This is a genomic window from Rhizobium mayense, assembly GCF_030272705.1.
Classification (GTDB): Bacteria; Pseudomonadota; Alphaproteobacteria; order Rhizobiales; family Rhizobiaceae; genus Rhizobium; species Rhizobium mayense.
In genome coordinates, this window is record NZ_JARFYM010000003.1 from 55,645 (window position 1) to 72,579 (window position 16,935).

Here is a 16,935-nt window from a genome sequence, read left to right on the forward strand (position 1 = left end):
CTCGAAAATCAACACGTCCAACAACGGGAGACGTTTATGGCTAAGGTTCTGGTTCTCTATTATTCCTCCTATGGTCACATCGAGAAGATGGCCTATGCCGTCGCTGAAGGCGCGAAATCCACCGGCGCCGAAGTCACCGTCAAACGCGTGCCGGAACTGGTGCCGGAAGAAGTCGCCAAGGCTTCCTACTTCAAGCTCGATCAGGAAGCACCGATTGCATCGCCGGAAGAACTGGCGGATTACGACGCTATCATCGTCGGCTCCGGCACCCGCTTCGGCACGGTTACGTCGCAAATGCGCAATTTCTGGGATCAGACCGGCGGCCTGTGGTTCGGCGGCAAACTGGTCGGCAAGGTCGGCTCGGTATTTACCTCTTCGGCTACGCAGCACGGCGGCCAGGAATCGACCATCCTCGGCTTCATCCCGACCCTGCTGCACCATGGCATGGCTGTCGTAGGCCTTCCCTATGCTTTCCAGGGCCAGATGGGCACGGAAGAAGTCAAGGGCGGCTCGCCCTACGGCGCTTCTACGATCACCAACGGCGACGGCTCGCGTCAGCCTTCGGAAATCGAGTTGGAAGCTGCAAAATTTCAGGGTGCACACGTCGCCAGGATCGCGGCCAAGCTCGTCGCCTAATTCGACTTTACATATCGATCAACGAAAGGCGCGGCGAAAGCTGCGCCTTTTTGTATGCCACAGCTCCCAGTCCTCGCAATGGGCAACGGGGCGGCAACGCCAATGCCGGCGATGTGATCGCTATTTCAGGTAGCATTCATAGTCTGTTCATCAACGCGGGTTCAATGAGAGGCTGTAAATTTTAGAATTGGAGCTGTCATGAACAAAACTCTCGGCATCATCGGCGCTGGCGCGCTGACCCTGGTCATAGGCCTCGCAACGGTTGTTCCCTCGGTCGCTGCACCGCTCTATCAGTCCAAGCCGGCAGCAAGCACCGCTATCGAGATGGTGCAGTACCATCAGCCGGACCGCCGGCATTGGGATAACAACGGACACCACCCGCACCGCCGTCCGCCGCCGAACTACCGCCCCGGCTATTGGAATGGCTATCACGGCTATAAATACGCCCGCCCAGGCTATCGCCGCCACAGCGACGGCTGGTGGTATCCGAACAAGGCATTCACCATCGTCATTCACTAAGCATCTGCATTCGAGGTAGACGATAGCGAGGCGGTCCTACCGACCGCCTTGTTTTATATGGGCTTCGGATTGAGAGCCGGGGCTCCGATGCTATTTGAATATCTAGTGCGGACGACGGCGCGAAGGATCAGCTTGCCGCTCAGTCTCCAAGATGCCTAAGCGAGGCCTCAAGTTGAAGGCGGCTGCCCCGCATCTGTGCACCTCAAGAGGTGCAGCCCGTCTTTACTGTATTTTCCATTCAATTCGAACTTTCTTCAAAAGACAAAAATAAAGAATTGATTGCACAGTTCCCCATCGGTTTTTCCGTATAATTTAAGGGGGGGACAATGCTTCGACTTCCTAGTGGCTCGCGCTGCCGGAAGAAAATCGTGGAGTTCATTCACGATTCGTCCGGGGCTTACTTGATCGTTTTTGCATTGTCGCTCCCGGTTCTGATCGGTTTGATTGGGCTCGGCACAGACTATGGGCTGTGGACCTACAAGCAGCAGAAGATGCAGTCGGCAACCGACGCTGCGGCTGTTAGCGGCGCGGCCGCCTACACCAGCAGCGGTGACGGGCCCGTGGTATCCCAGGTCAATGCGATAACGGCGAGCTATGGGCTGATTAATGGCCAGAATGACGTCGTGATATCGACGCACCGCCCTCCGACGCAGGGATCTTACGCCGGGAATAATTCGGCGATCGAAGTCGTCGCGCAACAACCGATGGACTTGCTGTTCTCCGTGCTTTGGCAGCAGGCTTTCGTCGTTACGACGAGATCTGTTGCCATGGCGAATGCGGCCAACGGCTGCGTGCTGGCGCTCGATCAGACGGCAAGTGCTGCCGCGTCGGCGCAGGGTTCAACTTCGGTGACGCTCAAGAACTGCAGCCTCATCTCGAATTCGGCAAGCGCCACGGCGGTCAATGTCGGCGGTTCAGCACTGATCCAGGCGCTTTCGGTCGGGGCTGTCGGCGGCATCAGCGGTCTTGGCGGCATCAAAGCGGACGAGGGAACGGCGACCGGAATATGGCCCGTCACGGACCCCTATGCCGACGTTCAGATCCCGACCTATTCCGGTTGCACGACCAACGGCAAACAAAACATCAAGGGAAAGACGACACTCAGTCCCGGTGTCTATTGCGGCGACATCACCGTGAACGCAGGCGCGGTCCTGAACTTGAACCCCGGGATCTATATCCTCGATCGCGCCAGTTTGAAGGTCAATGGCGGCGCGACTTTGATTGGCCACGGCGTCACGATCATCTTTACCTCCAGCACGGGAAGCAACTACGGCACCGCGTCAATCAACGGTGGGGCGATCCTTGATCTCACGCCACCGGTTACGGGAAACACGGCCGGCATTGTCATTTACGGCGATCGGAATATGCCCGTCGGCACGGCCTTCAGCTTTAATGGTGGTGCGACCCAGAGCTTGGCGGGATCGATCTATCTGCCAAAGGCTGCCGTCAGCTATTCGGGGGGTAACACCGCGACTAGTGCCTGCATCAAGATCATCGCGGATACGATCACCTTCACCGGCAATTCCAACCTATCCATCGATTGCAGCGCTTATCCGACCCGCGCCGTCGGCGGCGCCGCTGGCAAATTGGTCGAGTGATGCATGATGACTGCAAAGACAACCATGCCAACAATATCGCTCTCCGGCATGCCCGTCGCTGAACGGCGGCTGGGCTCACGACCTCGGGCAATATCGGTGCGGCCTTGGAGAAGGCTCTGTCGGGACCTGCGCAATGAAGAGCACGGCACGGCCGCCATCGACCTGGCGATCATATTGCCGGTATTGATCGCGATGGCATTCGGCCTTGTCGACTATTCGTCAGCGCTGCTTCAGCAGACGCAGGTGGAGAACGCGGCTCAGCGAGGTCTGCAGTATGCTTTGGCTCGCGGCTTCGATAGTTCCGGCATGTCGAATGTCATCACAAGAAGTACCGGCTCAGCCGTCATCTCGGCGACGCCGGCCCCGTCGAGATTTTGCGGTTGCCCCGGCGATCAAGGCATCTCCAGCACGGCGTGCTCCGATGTCTGTGCGGACGGATCGCGACCGGGCACCTATGTGTCCTCCTCGGCCGCGGCGACCTACGTTCCGTATATCGCGCTTCCTTTCGTGCCCGCATCGTTTGCACTGCAGTCAACGGCAACAGCGAGGATTCAATGATCCGCCGTCTCGGGAGGAATGCCGAGGGGACAACCGCAGTCGAGTTTGCTCTGACTGCTCCCCTCTTCATCATTATGGTATTTTCGATCGGACAATTCGGCCTTTTTCTCTGGACCCGATTGGGATTGCAGCACGCCGTTGACCTCAGTGCCCGGTGTGCGAGCCTTTTGCACACCACCTGTCCGGATACGGGTTCGATCCAGGCATACGCCGCCGACCAGGCCTATGGCCTTAAGATAGATCCCAGCGTGTTTACAGTGAATAAGGACGCATGCGGACAGAATGTAACGGCATCTTACACCTATACGATCGCGATCCCTCTATTGCCATCGGTGCCGGTGACCATTGGCGCAACGTCGTGCTTCCCGACCTATTGAGCGACTGATGGTGCGGAGTTTCATTGCCGCCGCAGCTCGGCGAATTGCCGATCAATCTAATTTGCCGAGGAGAATTCAGGGGGCTGGGAGGAATAGTAGTCGGCTGCCTGATCGATCTCTTGCGGCGTCAGCGCGCGGGCGATGTTCCGCATTTGCTGGCTGACGTCGTTTCGTCGCTGGCCGGTGGCGAAGGCCTGTAACTGGGCCTTGATGTAGGCCGGCGATTGCCCTTCCAGCCAGGGGCTGCCGGGCTTGTTTTCAAGACCGCCGTGGCAGGAGCCGCAGGGCGCTATTCCGCGCAGTGGGGCGCCATTCGTGACGATGAGCGGCGCCGGCGAGGCCTGTGTCGGATGATAGGCCGGAAGACGCGGCAGATAGGCGTAGTAGGCGGCAAGATCGCGCATGTCTTGTTCGCTGAGATTTACGACGAGCGGGCTCATGACTGCGTTCGTGCGGGCACCTGACTTGAAATCCTCCAGTTGCTTGTAGATCGCGCCGATAAATTGTCCGGCAAGGTTTGGCGAATCCGCTCGGCTGATACCCGTCGGGCCGTGGCATATCGCACATTGATGCGCGAGCGTGGCGCCGCGGCCGATCGACTCCGGCGAGGGCCGGCCAAGTGTGGCAACCGTCATCACGACGGCGGACGTCTTGAAGTCGGGAGTAACCGGCTCTGCTGCGGAGCTTTGGCGTGGTACCCCGGCGGCGGCACAGATCGTATCCCAAAGGCTGCTGGGTTTGACGCCAGCCTGCGCGTAGGGAAGAAAGACAAAGCCGAGGAGCGCGGCGACAACGAACACAGCCGCCGTCACGCAGACGGCCGTCATGCTCCATCTGTTCTTCGGAGAGATCGGCCGTTCCGGACTCATTTTCTGACCCCCACATAGAAGGCCGGCACCGACGTATCCTGGCGCACGGCGAGTTGGGCAATCGGGAAGCCGTAATTGGTAATCGTGAGTGCGACCATCAAGGAAACCCAAAGGAGATGGCCATTCAGCACCGCGGGCAAGCGCGTGGGAGGGTGGACGGCCATGGCGAAGCTATAGTCCTCCGGCTTGACCTGGGGCGCTCTCTGGCCCCCTGCGAGCACGATCAGAAACAGCGCTCCGGAGATCAGAAGCAGAAATCCGCCAAAGGCCGAGAGAATCACCGGCATTGCCTCTGAAGCGAGCGCGGGGTCGGCATAGTCGAAATAGGCCATGCGGCGCGGCATTCCGAGAATGCCGACATAGTGCCAGGGGAAGGTGGTGACGATCATGCCGATGAACCAAAGCCACAGCTGAACGCGCATCAGGCGGAAATTGTCGAGCGCGCGCCCCGTCAGATGTGGCCATAGATCATAGGCTATCGCAAAATACATGATGACGATCGCGCCACCGAAAATCAGGTGGAAGTGGCCGGTGATCCACTGCGTATTGTGGATCGATTCATCGAGCTGATAGCTCATGTTGATGAGGCCGCCGGCGCCGCCGAAGCCGAGCATCACGAACGAAAACGCCGTGGCTAGCATGATGGGATTGTCCCAAGGCAACGCCGCGAGCCAGCCGAAGGCTCCACGCCCGCCACGCAGCCGGCCCGCAATCTCGACCGAAGCGCAAATCGTGAAGACGGTGAGGAGCGTCGGCAGCGCCACCAGGGAGGTGAAGGCGGAATGAATGAACTTGAAGGCCGAGCCGACCTGCGGATCGGAGAATGTGTGGTGAATGCCGATCGGCATCGCCACGACCAGGAAAAGGATAAAGGCGATCCGGCCCATCGTGTCGCTGTAGAGCTTGCCGCCTATGGAGCGCGGCACGATCGCGTAATAGGCTATGTATGTCGGCATCAGCCAGAAATAGACGATGGCGTGGAGCGTCCAGGAAAAGAAGATGCGCGCCAGTCCGGCGTCGATCGTCGCGCGTAAACCGAATGCCACCGGTATGATCTGGAACAGCAGCTCGAGCGCGGCGCCAACCGCTGTCCACCCCCACAGATATGAGCCAGCGACATTCGCAAACATGGCGAACGGAACCGGCTCGCCGGGATTGGCCCGCTTCCAGACATAGAGGTTCACGGACATCAGCGCCACCCAGAACCATGAGCCGACAACGACTAGGACGACGCCGACATAGTAGAAGGGGTTGCCGATCAGCGGCGGGTAGAAGGTATAGAGCACTGAGGCGAGACCCATTGAAACCGGGATCATGGCCATGACCGCACCGACCACGATCATCAAGAATCCTGCCCAGGCCCACCGCCTGCCCACCAGCGGCTGCTTCAGTGCGCTTTCGCTGATCGCATAGCCGAAGCCCATGGCAACCAGTGTCGGGAAGACATAACCCATGACTGTGCCGTGCGCCGTCAGGGACCGGTAGTACCATTCGGGATTGCTGATCCAATGGGCGAGCGGGCTTCGAATGAACATCTGCCAGGCGCCAAGCACCAAGGCCAGGCCGAAGACGACGAAAGCGAGCCAGAAATGCGCAAGGATCAGTCGCCTACTATTTAACACAGCTTACCCTCCGGCCGGCCGATGCCAGGTTCATGAATTCGGCCTTGTCGACCACTTTGACCTTTGCCCACATGCCCTCGTGCCCAAGGCTGCAGAATTCCTGGCATGGCATGAGATGCTCGCCCGGCTCAGAAAACTGCGCCGTCTGAACGGTCACATAGCCCGGCACCAGCATTGCGTTGACATTGCTCTGCTGGATGAGGAAGCCATGGACGACGTCGGCGCTCGTGGCGCGGAACGTCAGCGGCGTCTGGGCGGGCACCACAATGCAGGACGGCGTGAAGGAATATTGTTGGCCGATGGCGCGCACGGTCACCGATCCGTCGGGCTCAAGGGCGCTGCCGAGATTGCTTTCGACGAACTCGCCGCTGAGGTGGAGGGTCGTCGGGTCGGCCGTCTCCACCTGGGCCTGGGGCATGGTTGCCTGATGGATGCCGGCGAAAGCCGCCATGCCCGTCAAGAAGGCAATGATCGCCACGGAAATCACAGCCCATCGACCTTCGACGATGGCGGTTGTGGCAGTACTTTTCGGGGGTTCTGTCATGGCGTCGGTCCGCGCGGCACGAAAACGAGGAGATAGAACAGCAGCCACATGATCACGACGAGGGCGGTCGTAATGCCGGCAAGCGCAATCGCGCCATGCGGGCCGGCCGCAACGATCGCTTCCACTTGTTCGTCAAGAGATGACGCATCGTCCACGGGAGGATCGGAATTGATCATGACGGCCTCATTGGAGTGGAACCGAGCGCAGGTGATTGGCGTCGGCCGCCGTCACTGCCGTCCCTCTGTTGCCCCAGGTACTGCGGATGTAGCTGACCACGGCGGCGACTTGGTCGTCGGACAAGGAGACCGCAAAGGGAGGCATGCCATAGGGCATCGGATTTCCCGCGGTTCCCGGCGGATATCCCCCATTGAGCACCATCCGGATCGGGTTCACGGCCGATTCCATCTGGATCGACTGGTTGCCGGCAAGCGGCGGATAGTGCGGCGGCTTGCCTTCACCCTTCGTCCCGTGACAGACGGCGCATTGGCTGTCGTAGACCGTCTTTCCGAGGCTCAATAGCAGACTGCTTTCAGATGACGAGATATTGGAAACCGGCGCCCGCGGCGAATCCGTCGCGATGCTCTTCAGGTAGACGGCCATCGCGCGGGTATCGGCGTCGTTCAGGTATTGCAGGCTGTTGTAGACCACATCGGCCATCGGCCCGTAGACGACGCCGCGCTTCGATACGCCCTTCTGCAGCAGGTCGGAGATGTCCTCGATGCTCCACTCGCCGAGACCGGCTTCCTTGTTGGAAGTCAGCGAGGGAGCGTACCAGTTCTGCATGGGAATGAGCCCGCCCTGAAAGGCCTGTGACTCCGAATTGCCGCCGAGCGCGTTGATCGGTGTATGGCACATGCCGCAATGACCCAGCCCTTCGACCAGATAGGCGCCACGGTTCCATTCTGCCGATTTGTCGTGATCCTGCTTGAACTCTCCCTCCGTGAAGAAGAGCGTGCGCCATCCCAGTATTAGCGAGCGATTGTTGTACGGGAAACTCAGGTCGTGCGGCCGGTTCTGCTGCGCCACAGCCGGGACGCTGCGCAGATATGCGTAGATGGCGTCGCTGTCCTCGCGCGTCACCTTGGTATAGGAGGCGAAAGGCATGGCCGGATAGAGCAGCCCGCCGTCGGGAAAGCGGCCGCGATGCATCGTCTGGTAGAAATCCTCGGCCGTCCACTTGCCGATGCCGGTCGTCGCATCCGGCGTGATATTGGAAGTGTAGATCACGCCAAAGGGCGTCGGCATCGCCCGGCCTCCGGCAAAAATGGCCCCTTCGGGCGCTGTATGACAGGCAATGCAGTCTCCGGCGCGCGCAAGATATTCGCCCTTGGCGATGAGGGCGGGATCCGGCTTGGCGCCGGCCTCCTGCGCCTGAAGCGCATGCGGCGTTGCCAGCGCCAGTACCGTGACGAAGATGCCGAGCGAGAAGCGTGGCGTCATGGCGCTATTTCCCCTCGTTGGGCTGGCTGCCGCAGGCGAAGGGCAGGGCGAAGCTCGCTTGTGGAGCCGGCGAAGCATCGGCGGGGGCAGGGCGCTGTGCCAGCCAGGCGGCCACGGCTCGAACGTCATCCTCCGTCAAATGCCCTGCCACGATTTGCATACAGTCGGGCGCGATAGCGGTGCGCGTACCATAACGCCAGCCGCCAAGCTGGGCGCTGATATAGGCGGCCCTAAGGCCCAGAAGGCCGGGGATAGCGGGTTCCATGCCCGTCAGTGACGAGCCGTGGCAACTGACGCAGGCAGGAATGCCACGCTCCATGTCACCTTGCGTTGCCAGATCCTCTCCGTGCTGGAGGACGGATTTGCTGAGATCGGAAACCGCGGCCGGCGGGAGATCGGGCCGTTGCTCGGCGAAATAATCCCCGATCTTCTTGAGATAGTCGTCCGGCAGGAATTCGAGAAGATAGTTCATCGGCGGATATTTGCGCCGGTCGTTCTTAAACGCGAGAAGCTGATGATAGAGGTAACCGGAAGGCTTGCCGGCAAGCCGAGGGAAATATGGGTCGTTTGTTCCCCTGCCTTCCGCTCCATGGCAAGGCGTACAAGCCTGGACGCGGGCTGCCATCGTATCCGGGAGGTCGTTTGGCGTCTGTGCATTAGCAGCGAAGGCAAAGAAAATTCCGACCGTGATCGCGGCGAAAGTGACACGTCCCCCATCTGCCACGCTTTGTCCTCCATCCCCCGGTGGATCACATAAAATATGCTAGCATCACGTGAAATTGAATCAAGCCAAGATGTTTCGAATATTATGCCGGTCAAGGCGACGGGACGTCGGCGGCCGAAGTGTTGGCGCAAGCTGACCGCGATCGTTCAGCAAGGCGCTTTACCGCGGAAGCCAAACGGTCATGCCGGGCTCCAGGCCACTGTCGCCACCAGTGGGATCGAGCCGTAGCCAGAAACTGTTGAGATCGTGATCCCCAACTGCCCGTGCCGCGCGCCAGGTGGCAAATTCGCCAAGCGGCCGCAGTTCGGTGACGCGAGCCTCGATGGTGCCGTTGCTCGTCTTCAGCGCGACGGTTTTGCCGATCGTCAGATCTTTCAAGGCATCTTCGCGCAGCGTGAAGGCAAACCATTTCTCACCCTCCGGCTCGATCGTCATCACGGGTGCACCGGGGGAAAGGGCCTCTCCCAATTCGGCGACCTGAATGACGACGGTGGCATCTGCTGGCGCCGTCAGGTGTGTCTTGTCGAAGGCAATCTGCGCCTGATCGACGGCTGCCTGAGCCGCCGCCACTTGGGCGTCGGCAAGCGCAAGTTCCTCCTTGGTCGGGCCGGCGCTTGCTGCGGTCAACTGGGCGCGCTTGAGGTCGAGATCCGCCTGCGCCTTTTGAAGTTGAGCCGTGGTATCGTCGAGTACCTGGCGGCTGCCGGAGCCTTTCGCGAAAAGCGCGGCCGCGCGCGTGTTCTGCTGTTGGGCGAGCAGGAGGTTTGCCTCGGCGGTTTTCACCGATTGCTCGGAGATGGCCACTTCTTCCGAGCGAACGCCGGCATAGACGTGGTCGCGGTTCGCCTTGGCGCTGGCGGCGGCTGCCTTGGCTTCCCCGAGCGCCGCGGCCAGTTCCGGGCTGTCCAGCGTCGCCAGCAGGTCGCCTCGCTTCACGTGCTGGCCTGGCCGGGCGGCAAGGCTGAGCAGTCGCCCGCCCACCTCCGGCGCGATGCGGATCTCGGTACGCTGGACCATGCCGGGCGCGGCATTACCTGTTGCGCCAGAGTCGCCGGAGAAGGTGGCCGCCCCGCTGCCAAGCGCAGCCGCTATGAGCGACGCCATCAGCAGCGGCGGGCAGAAGACGGGTAGACGAAACATCCTAGCTTTCATTCTTGCCTCCTTCATGCCTCGTCGCCCACCACGCCGAGGCCATGGCGAATGCCGCGTAGACGATCGCCAGCGCCCAGAGGGCTTGCCAATTGCTGCGCACGTCCGCGAGCGACGCGCCCATCTGGTTGACGCGCACCAGACCATCGATCGCCGACGTGCTCGGCAGCACCTGGCTCGCGATGCGGATCGACCTCGGGATCGCCTCGAGCGGCCACGCTACGCCCACCTGGAAAAACAGCGGCAGGCTGATGGCGATGAAGAGCAGCACCGCTGTCTCGCGTCGAGTGAACCACGATCCGACGAATTGCCCCAGGAAGCTCACAGCAAGGATGAAGGGTATGGCGAGCGCCAGCATGTCCAGAAGGCGTCCATTCGTCGAGAACCCGTAGATGCGCGGCAGGATAATCAGGTAGAGCGCGAAGCCGGGCAGCACGAGCAGCAGATGCGCGAGCGCCTGACCCAACACCGCCGCCGGTCGGCCACGACCGCTTCGGGACGCCCGTCCTCCCTGTTCGAACGCGACGCCGCCGAGCGTGGCGGAGCCCATCAGCAAGGTCTGCTGCAGGATCAGGATGAAGGCGGCCGGCACGACGTAACTGGCATAGCCGCCCGTCGGGTTGAACAGCGGCTGATTAAGGATTTCGACCGGCGAGTTCCTGACGAGTGCGGCCCGAAACAGGCTCCCATCGCCCCTCGCGCTGCCGGCCGCAACGTCCGCGGAGACTGTCGCCGCTGCCTCCGTTATGCCCTGCAGGGTGCGATTGTAGAGCAGGAAGTAGGCGGAATCGACATAGATCGGCAGCCGGGCTCCAGCGCCTTTCAGAACCTCGCGCTCTGTGCCCTCCGGGATCCCGACGATGCCGAACACTTCGCGCCGGGCGAGTGCGGCTTGTGCGGCCTCCAGGGTATTCGGACGAGCCACCACTTGCGTCGCCTCGTCGGCATCGATCATCTGGATGAGAGATCGGCTCAGGTTCGTCGTGTCGGCGTCGACGACCGCCACGGGGATTTTGCGCACCAGCTGCCCGAGATAGGGCTGGGGGTAGAATACGCCGTAGATGATCGGCGCCAGTACGATAAGGCCGAAGACGGCGCTGTCGCCGAGGACGCGCTTGTATTCGGCCACGAACGCCCCGACGACGCCAGGCCGTGCGACAGGCTGTGGCGCCGCTGGCTCCGGTTGGCGGTCGGGCGCGCGCGCAATGGCGTTCAACCCCAACCACGACAGGGCGAAATAGAGAACGGCGAGGGCTGCAAGCGCCATGAACGGTCGCACGGAGTCGGAGGCGGGTACGCCGCGAGCGGCCTGATCGAACAGGATCTGGATATACCAGCGAAGCGGCAGCATATCGCCCCAGACCCGCGCAAAACCACCCATCGCAAGAACCGGGAAGCCAACGCCGGCAAAGCCGAATGCGGGCGAGCAGATGATGCCGGTCAGCGACAGGCCGAGGGGGAGGTTCCTGACCAGCAACTGGAGCAGCGCTCCAAGCGATAGATAGGCGATGACGAGGAGAAGGGCGGAGGCGCCCATCAGGACGGCATCCCCACGGAAGGGAATCTGATTGAGTCCGTGGATGATGCCGAGCCCCACGACCATCATCAGGACAAAGATGCCAAAATAGGGTGCGAGTTTGCCGATCAGCGCGGTGAGTGGACTGCCGCCCGCAGCGTCCAGCCACGCCCGCACGCCGCGCGACCCGAATTCGGAACCGACGGCATAGCCGCCCGCGATCGCCGTCAACACATGCAGCACCGTCGGCAGGATGGCGCGCAGCAGAAACTGCACATAGTTGAGCGCCGGATTGGTCAGTACATATTGCTCGGTGATGAGTGGCCCAGGGCGGTATCCGCCTCCGCCTGCCTGTTTCGGCAGTGCCGCCGCAGCCGCGGCGATCGACGTCTGCAATCCGCCCGATGCGATATTGCCCGGCGAGAAATACTGTTTGTTGTAGAAGATCACGATCTGCGGGCGTTTAGCCGCATAAATATCCCGTTCGAAGTTCTCGGGAATATAAACCGCAGCGATTGCCGCGCCCGAGCGGATCGAATGCATGGCGCCGTCAAGATCGGAGGACCGGTGCGCCACGGCGACGGAAGGCGCGGCATCGATCGATTGGATGAAGCGCAGCGACGTGTCGGAATGGTCCATGTCGACCACATCGACGCTGAGATTTCGGACCACCGCGTTGCTGAAGGTTGCGGTCAGGATGGAAAAGGCGATCAGGGGAACGGCGAGCACAAGCAGCAGCGCCACCCGGTCGTGCCAAATCCACGTCACCTCGCGCGAGACGACCGCAAGCAGACCCGGAGTTTCGGGCTGAGACATCAGCGTACACCGCTCCATTGCAGATAGGCGCTCATTCCGGGACGAAGTTCTGGAATCTTTTCGGTCGGATAGGCGCGCACTTCGAAGGTGCGCAGGTCGAAATCGCCGGTCGCACGCGTCGCCCGCCAGCCGGAATACTCGCCGCGGGTCGCAATGGTCCTGATCTCGACCGGCATCAGCCGATCGCCGAGGGCGGGGATGCGGACATCAAGCTTGTCGCCCACCTTCAGGCCCTTCACGAGGTCTTCGCGCAGATCGAAGCTTAGCCAGACATCGCTGAGGTCCACCAGCGAGAGAAGGGGCACCCCGGGCGACACGAACTCGCCGATTTCAGCCCCCACCTGATAGACTTGCGATCCGACGGGCGCCGTCACCGTCATCTCGTTGACCTGGGTATTGAAGGTGGCAACTGCTGCTGCGGCCTTGTCCACGTCGGCTTGCGCGACGCCACGCTCTTCCTTGGTATAGCCCGCAACGGCCTCGTCATAGGCAAGCTTGGCTTGTTCGAGGCTGCGCCTCGCCACATCGAGCGACGCCGTTGCTTCGTTCAACGTCTGCGTCGAGGCTACGCCCTTGGTGGTCAATTCGTTCGTGCGGTTGTAAGTCTGCTGGGCGAGCACCAGATTGGCTTCGGCCGCGGCGATTGCCGCCTTGCGCTGCGCGACGACTTCCTGGCGGATGCCGGCATCGATGCGGGCGAGCTCGGCGATGGCGACCGCTTTCGCCGCTTCCGCCTGTTTCAGCTGGCTGATGATTTGAGGATTGTCGATCTTCACCAGCACTTGGCCGGCGGCCACGTTCTGACCGCGATCCACCGGTCGCTCGCCGACGCGGCCTTCGACGCGGGCCGCGATGTCGATGCGCGTGGCGTCTGCTTCTCCCTGCACCAGCAAGGGTTGGGGTTGGACAAGATACCACAGAGACAAGCCGACGATCGCCGCTACCGTGACGGTGACGATGAGGGCGGCCGTGCGGGAGGAGCCCGAGCGAGGCTTGGGCTTGTCGGGTGACGAAGAGGAATTCTCGGCCGGGCCGGCCTGTTCGGTTGGAGATTGTACCAGCTCGTTCATCACAACGCCCTCCGCCGACCACATCCGATCTATGTTACACTCTACTCACCAGAAGTTCCTCCGTGAAGCAGTTTCATCTGAGGCCGCTGCCGCTCATTCATGAATATCGAGTAGTGCCGGAGATAGGGACAAGGCAAATCACTGTCGTTATGTCGCCCCGACGAACTGCCGCCGAGCTGGCTCGAAAATGGAAATGCGCATCCATGATGCTCTTTCTGCCGGGTGCAAAGGAATGCGTCTTTGGCTAGCTGAAGCCAAGAAGTTCAGCGATGAACTCCACGGTCTGTCTGGCGGCCACTTTGCAAGTGGCGGCGGCAGTATGGTGCGGACGACGGGGGTCGAACCCGTATACCCGAAGGTGAGGGATTTTAAGTCACCTGGTCTCGCATACCCCACATATCCCCACATTGCCTAAAAGCCTTGTAATTATGGACTTTTTGTCGTACCAGAGATGACGAGGGGCGACGTGAATATACGACGAGGTACGCGTTCCGTGCCCCCTGTCGTGCCCCCTGCATTCATGGAAAATCACGATGCCGCTTCTCAGTCAGGACTACGTCATTCGCTACAAGCTGCCACCGGAGAAGACCCAGGCGGAGCTTCGCGATACCAAGCTGACCGGCTTCTGGATGCGTGTTCGCCGCCGCTCCGATGGGACGCTGATCAAGGCCTTTATGATCGATCATCTTGTCGCGTTGTCGGACGGGCGCAAGGTTCGCCGCAAGGTCTCGATAGGAGATGCCGCACTCTTTCATGCCGACAAAGCTCGCATTGAGGCTCAACGATTGCTTCAGGCGGTGAAGCGCGGCGATGACCCGCGCGGTGAAAAGGCAGCCCGCAAAAGTCGCATGACGTTCGACATGCTGGTCGAACAATATCGCGAGAAGCGTCTTGCTCGCCGCAAGCCAGCCACGCGCAAGGATTACGAGGGACGTATTCGCCGCGTTCTCCTGCCGTACTTCAAGGGCCGATTTGCCGACGATGTAACGACAGCGATGGTCATCGACTGCCATCATAAGCACCGTCGGACGCCAACGGAGGCCAATCGGGCGCTGGCCGTACTCTCGGCGATGATGCAATTCGCCATTAGTCAGGGTGTCAGGAGGGATAATCCCTGCCTCGGTGTGGAACGCTATTCGGAAACTGCCAAGGATACATGGCTGAACGAACAAGAGTTACCGATGTTTATCGCGGCTTTAGGTGAGGTTGAAACGCCTGTCGGCGAGCTTCTTCGTTTTCTGGCCGTCACCGGCTGGCGCGTTTCCGAAGCGAGACTGTTGGATTGGGCCGATGTCGATCTGCCACGCATGCTCGTCCGGCTACCAGACAGCAAGATTGGCGCGATTGATCGTCCGTTATCGGCTGATGCCGCTATGATCGTTGATCAGCAACCGCATCGCAGTGGCTTCGTCTTTTCGACCACCAATGGACGACGCCCGGTCGGCTACAAACAGACAAGAGACACCCTGGCTGCGGTCTGCAAGAAGGCCGAGGTGGCGACGCTAACACCTCATGGTTTGAGGCATACCTTTGCGACGTGGGCGGCGTTGGCGGGCGCGAGTGCGCATGAACTGCGCGACGCCGGTGGCTGGCGAACGCTCGCCATGACAAACCGCTATGTCAGTCGCGCGGAAACTCTCGGTCGCGCGGGAGCGGAGAAAGCGGCAAGGGCAATCAATATTTTCGCCAAACCTACCGCCGATGTCCTGAAACTCAAGACCTGATCATGAGGTGCGGCGCATGAGTTGCAACGGCCCTGACAATGGCGGCGCCGATGTCGGCAATCTTGACGCGATCCTCGCGGCCATCCGCGGTGGCCGAACGCGACCTTTCCCGATCCCAGCGCAACTTACCCCGTCTCCTGCGGAAGTACAGGGTCTACCCGTCGATCGGCGGCGGGCCATCTACCAGCCGCGATTAGAGCTTCGGAAAGCAATCAACAGCGCTGTGGGCGGCTACCGGGTGCGAAAGCGCATTGCCGACCTTCCCTGGTCAGCAATAGCCAAACAGTCGGAGCAGCTTGCTAAGCATAAACAGGCCCTTCACGACCTTTTCCCCGAAAGTAGAACGCCCAGTCGTCGCGACCGCCTGACCTCCGACGACACGGAGGGGAGCGCACTGGACTGGTTGGTGTTGCGGTTGGCACCGGTATTCGAGGAAATTCTGGGCGAGAAGCCTACGACCTCATGGGATGATTACCAGCAGCGACATTATAGTCCCTTCATTGCTTTCGTGCTTGAAGTCGCGAAAGAGGCCGGCATCGAAATCAAATCGTCGACTATTCACCGGGCCTTACGGCCAAGGAAGGTCAGTATGAACCATAAAGCGAAAAAAAAGCGCTCCAGTGGTTCATAATACGGGCGCCGACAAATGCCTTAGATGGGTGGACACCTTCTTTTGTTCGCTGAGGTGTCCCCGTCATGACAGAACAAATCAACGAAACCCCAACTTCTCTGCTTTTTGAACGTCGTAAGCGTCATTTTCAGAGCAAGGGTCTTCGCGGTGCTGCGCTTTTTCTGGCACTGGCCGCCGATCTTGAGCTCCCGGGACACATCGACGAAGCGTCCGCCGCAGCGATATTGGGTGTGCTGCCGAGCACGTTGAAAGCACGCCGCCGCAAGAGAATGCCGCCGGCGTACACGCGCCCCCTTGGCTACAAGGGCCCATTATACGACACAGCAGTTGTTTGCGATATGCTTGCCGAAAACACTGCTGAAGGTCGCCTCAAGAAGGTCTCCGCATAACGAAACCCGCCGACGCTTGCGCGACGACGGGCTCGAAACTGCGACAATTCCAACAATCGCAGAATAGACCAGCACCGCATCGCACGCAACGCGGCCTCACAGATGGTGAGCTGCGATGAAGCGCACAAACCTTATAATTTCCACTATCAGCGACGGCGGAAGCCGCATCTACACAGCGACCCAGGCATGCCTGGCTCTCCTTTATGGGGGAGCCTGATATGGGCAAGCGCTCGGATTTCCCTCGGCGAAAAAATGATCTTTACGATACTCCCCCAGACGCAATTGTAAGGCTGGTCCCGTGGCTGCACGCTGAGGGTATCGAAACCTTCGCGGCGCCGTGCGATGGCAATGGATGCCTGCGAATGCACCTTGGGCAAGTGGGATTTCGGTGCGTCCACCACGGCGACATCCTGCAAGGCCGAGATGCGCTCGCAGAACATCATTTCGGCGGGGCTGATGCGATCATCGAGAACCCACCGTGGACACGCCCGCTGCTGCATCCGCTGATCGACCATTTTGTCGCCAGTGTGCCCGTGACTTGGCTGCTTTTAGACGCCGGATGGATGTTCACGAAGCAATCGGTGCTACTGCTCGACCGTTGCACCCACTTTCTACCAATCGCGAGACAACGATGGATTCCGGACTCTCTTTTCACCGCCAAGGATGACTGCTGCTGGTACCGCTTTAAACAGGGCCATAGCGGCGGACCCCGCTTGATTTTGCCAGATGCAGAAGGCGGCCTGCCATGAGCGT

18 protein-coding genes are annotated in these 16,935 nt (G+C 60.6%); 9 read left to right on the forward strand and 9 right to left on the reverse strand.

Annotated elements, in window-relative coordinates; genetic code table 11:
- Positions 1–36 precede the first annotated feature (36 nt).
- The 5 genes from wrbA (at position 37) to PY649_RS05825 (ending at position 3,688) form a co-directional block, all read left to right on the forward strand.
- Positions 37–636 (forward strand): NAD(P)H:quinone oxidoreductase type IV, encoded by a 600-nt coding sequence (gene wrbA / locus PY649_RS05805; protein ID WP_285867252.1) that lies wholly within the window; start codon positions 37–39, stop codon positions 634–636.
- 198 nt (positions 637–834) lie between these two features.
- Positions 835–1,155, forward strand: coding sequence for a hypothetical protein (locus PY649_RS05810; protein ID WP_285867253.1), 321 nt, complete (start codon positions 835–837; stop codon positions 1,153–1,155).
- Between the two features lie 368 nt (positions 1,156–1,523).
- Positions 1,524–2,753 carry a TadE/TadG family type IV pilus assembly protein gene (locus PY649_RS05815; protein ID WP_285867254.1) on the forward strand — a complete coding sequence of 410 codons (1,230 nt, stop codon included), beginning with the start codon at positions 1,524–1,526 and terminating at the stop codon, positions 2,751–2,753.
- Positions 2,754–2,756: 3 nt separating this feature from the next.
- The gene (locus PY649_RS05820; protein ID WP_285867255.1) at positions 2,757–3,311 is read left to right on the forward strand and encodes a TadE/TadG family type IV pilus assembly protein; all 555 of its coding nucleotides are present in this window, start codon (positions 2,757–2,759) and stop codon (positions 3,309–3,311) included.
- The gene (locus tag PY649_RS05825; RefSeq protein WP_285867256.1) at positions 3,308–3,688 is read left to right on the forward strand and encodes a TadE/TadG family type IV pilus assembly protein; all 381 of its coding nucleotides are present in this window, start codon (positions 3,308–3,310) and stop codon (positions 3,686–3,688) included. Before PY649_RS05820 ends, PY649_RS05825 begins: the two co-directional genes overlap by 4 nt.
- Positions 3,689–3,744: 56 nt before the next feature.
- Here the strand turns inward: PY649_RS05825 and PY649_RS05830 are convergent, their stop codons facing one another.
- The 9 genes from PY649_RS05830 to PY649_RS05870 form a co-directional block, all read right to left on the reverse strand.
- Positions 3,745–4,557 (reverse strand): c-type cytochrome, encoded by an 813-nt coding sequence (locus PY649_RS05830; protein ID WP_285867257.1) that lies wholly within the window; start codon positions 4,555–4,557, stop codon positions 3,745–3,747.
- Positions 4,554–6,179, reverse strand: a complete 1,626-nt coding sequence (locus PY649_RS05835) for a b(o/a)3-type cytochrome-c oxidase subunit 1 (RefSeq protein ID WP_285867258.1) — start codon at positions 6,177–6,179, stop codon at positions 4,554–4,556. The genes PY649_RS05830 and PY649_RS05835 overlap by 4 nt, the downstream gene beginning before the upstream one ends.
- Positions 6,169–6,723 (reverse strand): cupredoxin domain-containing protein, encoded by a 555-nt coding sequence (locus PY649_RS05840; protein WP_285867259.1) that lies wholly within the window; start codon positions 6,721–6,723, stop codon positions 6,169–6,171. The genes PY649_RS05835 and PY649_RS05840 overlap by 11 nt, the downstream gene beginning before the upstream one ends.
- Positions 6,720–6,899 carry a hypothetical protein gene (locus PY649_RS05845; protein WP_285867261.1) on the reverse strand — a complete coding sequence of 60 codons (180 nt, stop codon included), beginning with the start codon at positions 6,897–6,899 and terminating at the stop codon, positions 6,720–6,722. Before PY649_RS05845 ends, PY649_RS05840 begins: the two co-directional genes overlap by 4 nt.
- A 7-nt stretch (positions 6,900–6,906) precedes the next feature.
- A complete protein-coding gene (locus tag PY649_RS05850) occupies positions 6,907–8,163 on the reverse strand; it encodes a cytochrome c (protein WP_285867263.1) in 1,257 nt (418 codons plus the stop codon).
- A 4-nt stretch (positions 8,164–8,167) separates the two neighbouring features.
- A complete protein-coding gene (locus PY649_RS05855) occupies positions 8,168–8,854 on the reverse strand; it encodes a c-type cytochrome (protein WP_432761332.1) in 687 nt (228 codons plus the stop codon).
- A 192-nt stretch (positions 8,855–9,046) separates the two neighbouring features.
- Positions 9,047–10,039: an HlyD family secretion protein gene (locus tag PY649_RS05860; protein ID WP_285867264.1), complete on the reverse strand. Its 993-nt coding sequence runs from the start codon at positions 10,037–10,039 to the stop codon at positions 9,047–9,049.
- Entirely contained in the window at positions 10,029–12,368 is a 2,340-nt protein-coding gene (locus PY649_RS05865) for an ABC transporter permease (protein ID WP_285867266.1), read from the reverse strand. The genes PY649_RS05860 and PY649_RS05865 overlap by 11 nt, the downstream gene beginning before the upstream one ends.
- Positions 12,368–13,438, reverse strand: coding sequence for an HlyD family secretion protein (locus PY649_RS05870; RefSeq protein ID WP_285867268.1), 1,071 nt, complete (start codon positions 13,436–13,438; stop codon positions 12,368–12,370). Before PY649_RS05870 ends, PY649_RS05865 begins: the two co-directional genes overlap by 1 nt.
- Positions 13,439–13,971: 533 nt before the next feature.
- Here PY649_RS05870 and PY649_RS05875 point away from each other — a divergent pair.
- From PY649_RS05875 to PY649_RS05890, 4 genes are all read left to right on the forward strand, one after another.
- A complete protein-coding gene (locus tag PY649_RS05875) occupies positions 13,972–15,162 on the forward strand; it encodes a tyrosine-type recombinase/integrase (RefSeq protein WP_285867270.1) in 1,191 nt (396 codons plus the stop codon).
- 16 nt (positions 15,163–15,178) lie between these two features.
- Positions 15,179–15,793, forward strand: coding sequence for a hypothetical protein (locus PY649_RS05880; RefSeq protein WP_285867272.1), 615 nt, complete (start codon positions 15,179–15,181; stop codon positions 15,791–15,793).
- A 65-nt stretch (positions 15,794–15,858) separates the two neighbouring features.
- Positions 15,859–16,182 carry a hypothetical protein gene (locus PY649_RS05885; protein ID WP_285867273.1) on the forward strand — a complete coding sequence of 108 codons (324 nt, stop codon included), beginning with the start codon at positions 15,859–15,861 and terminating at the stop codon, positions 16,180–16,182.
- A 218-nt stretch (positions 16,183–16,400) separates the two neighbouring features.
- Positions 16,401–16,931: a hypothetical protein gene (locus tag PY649_RS05890; protein WP_285867274.1), complete on the forward strand. Its 531-nt coding sequence runs from the start codon at positions 16,401–16,403 to the stop codon at positions 16,929–16,931.
- Positions 16,932–16,935: the final 4 nt, after the last annotated feature.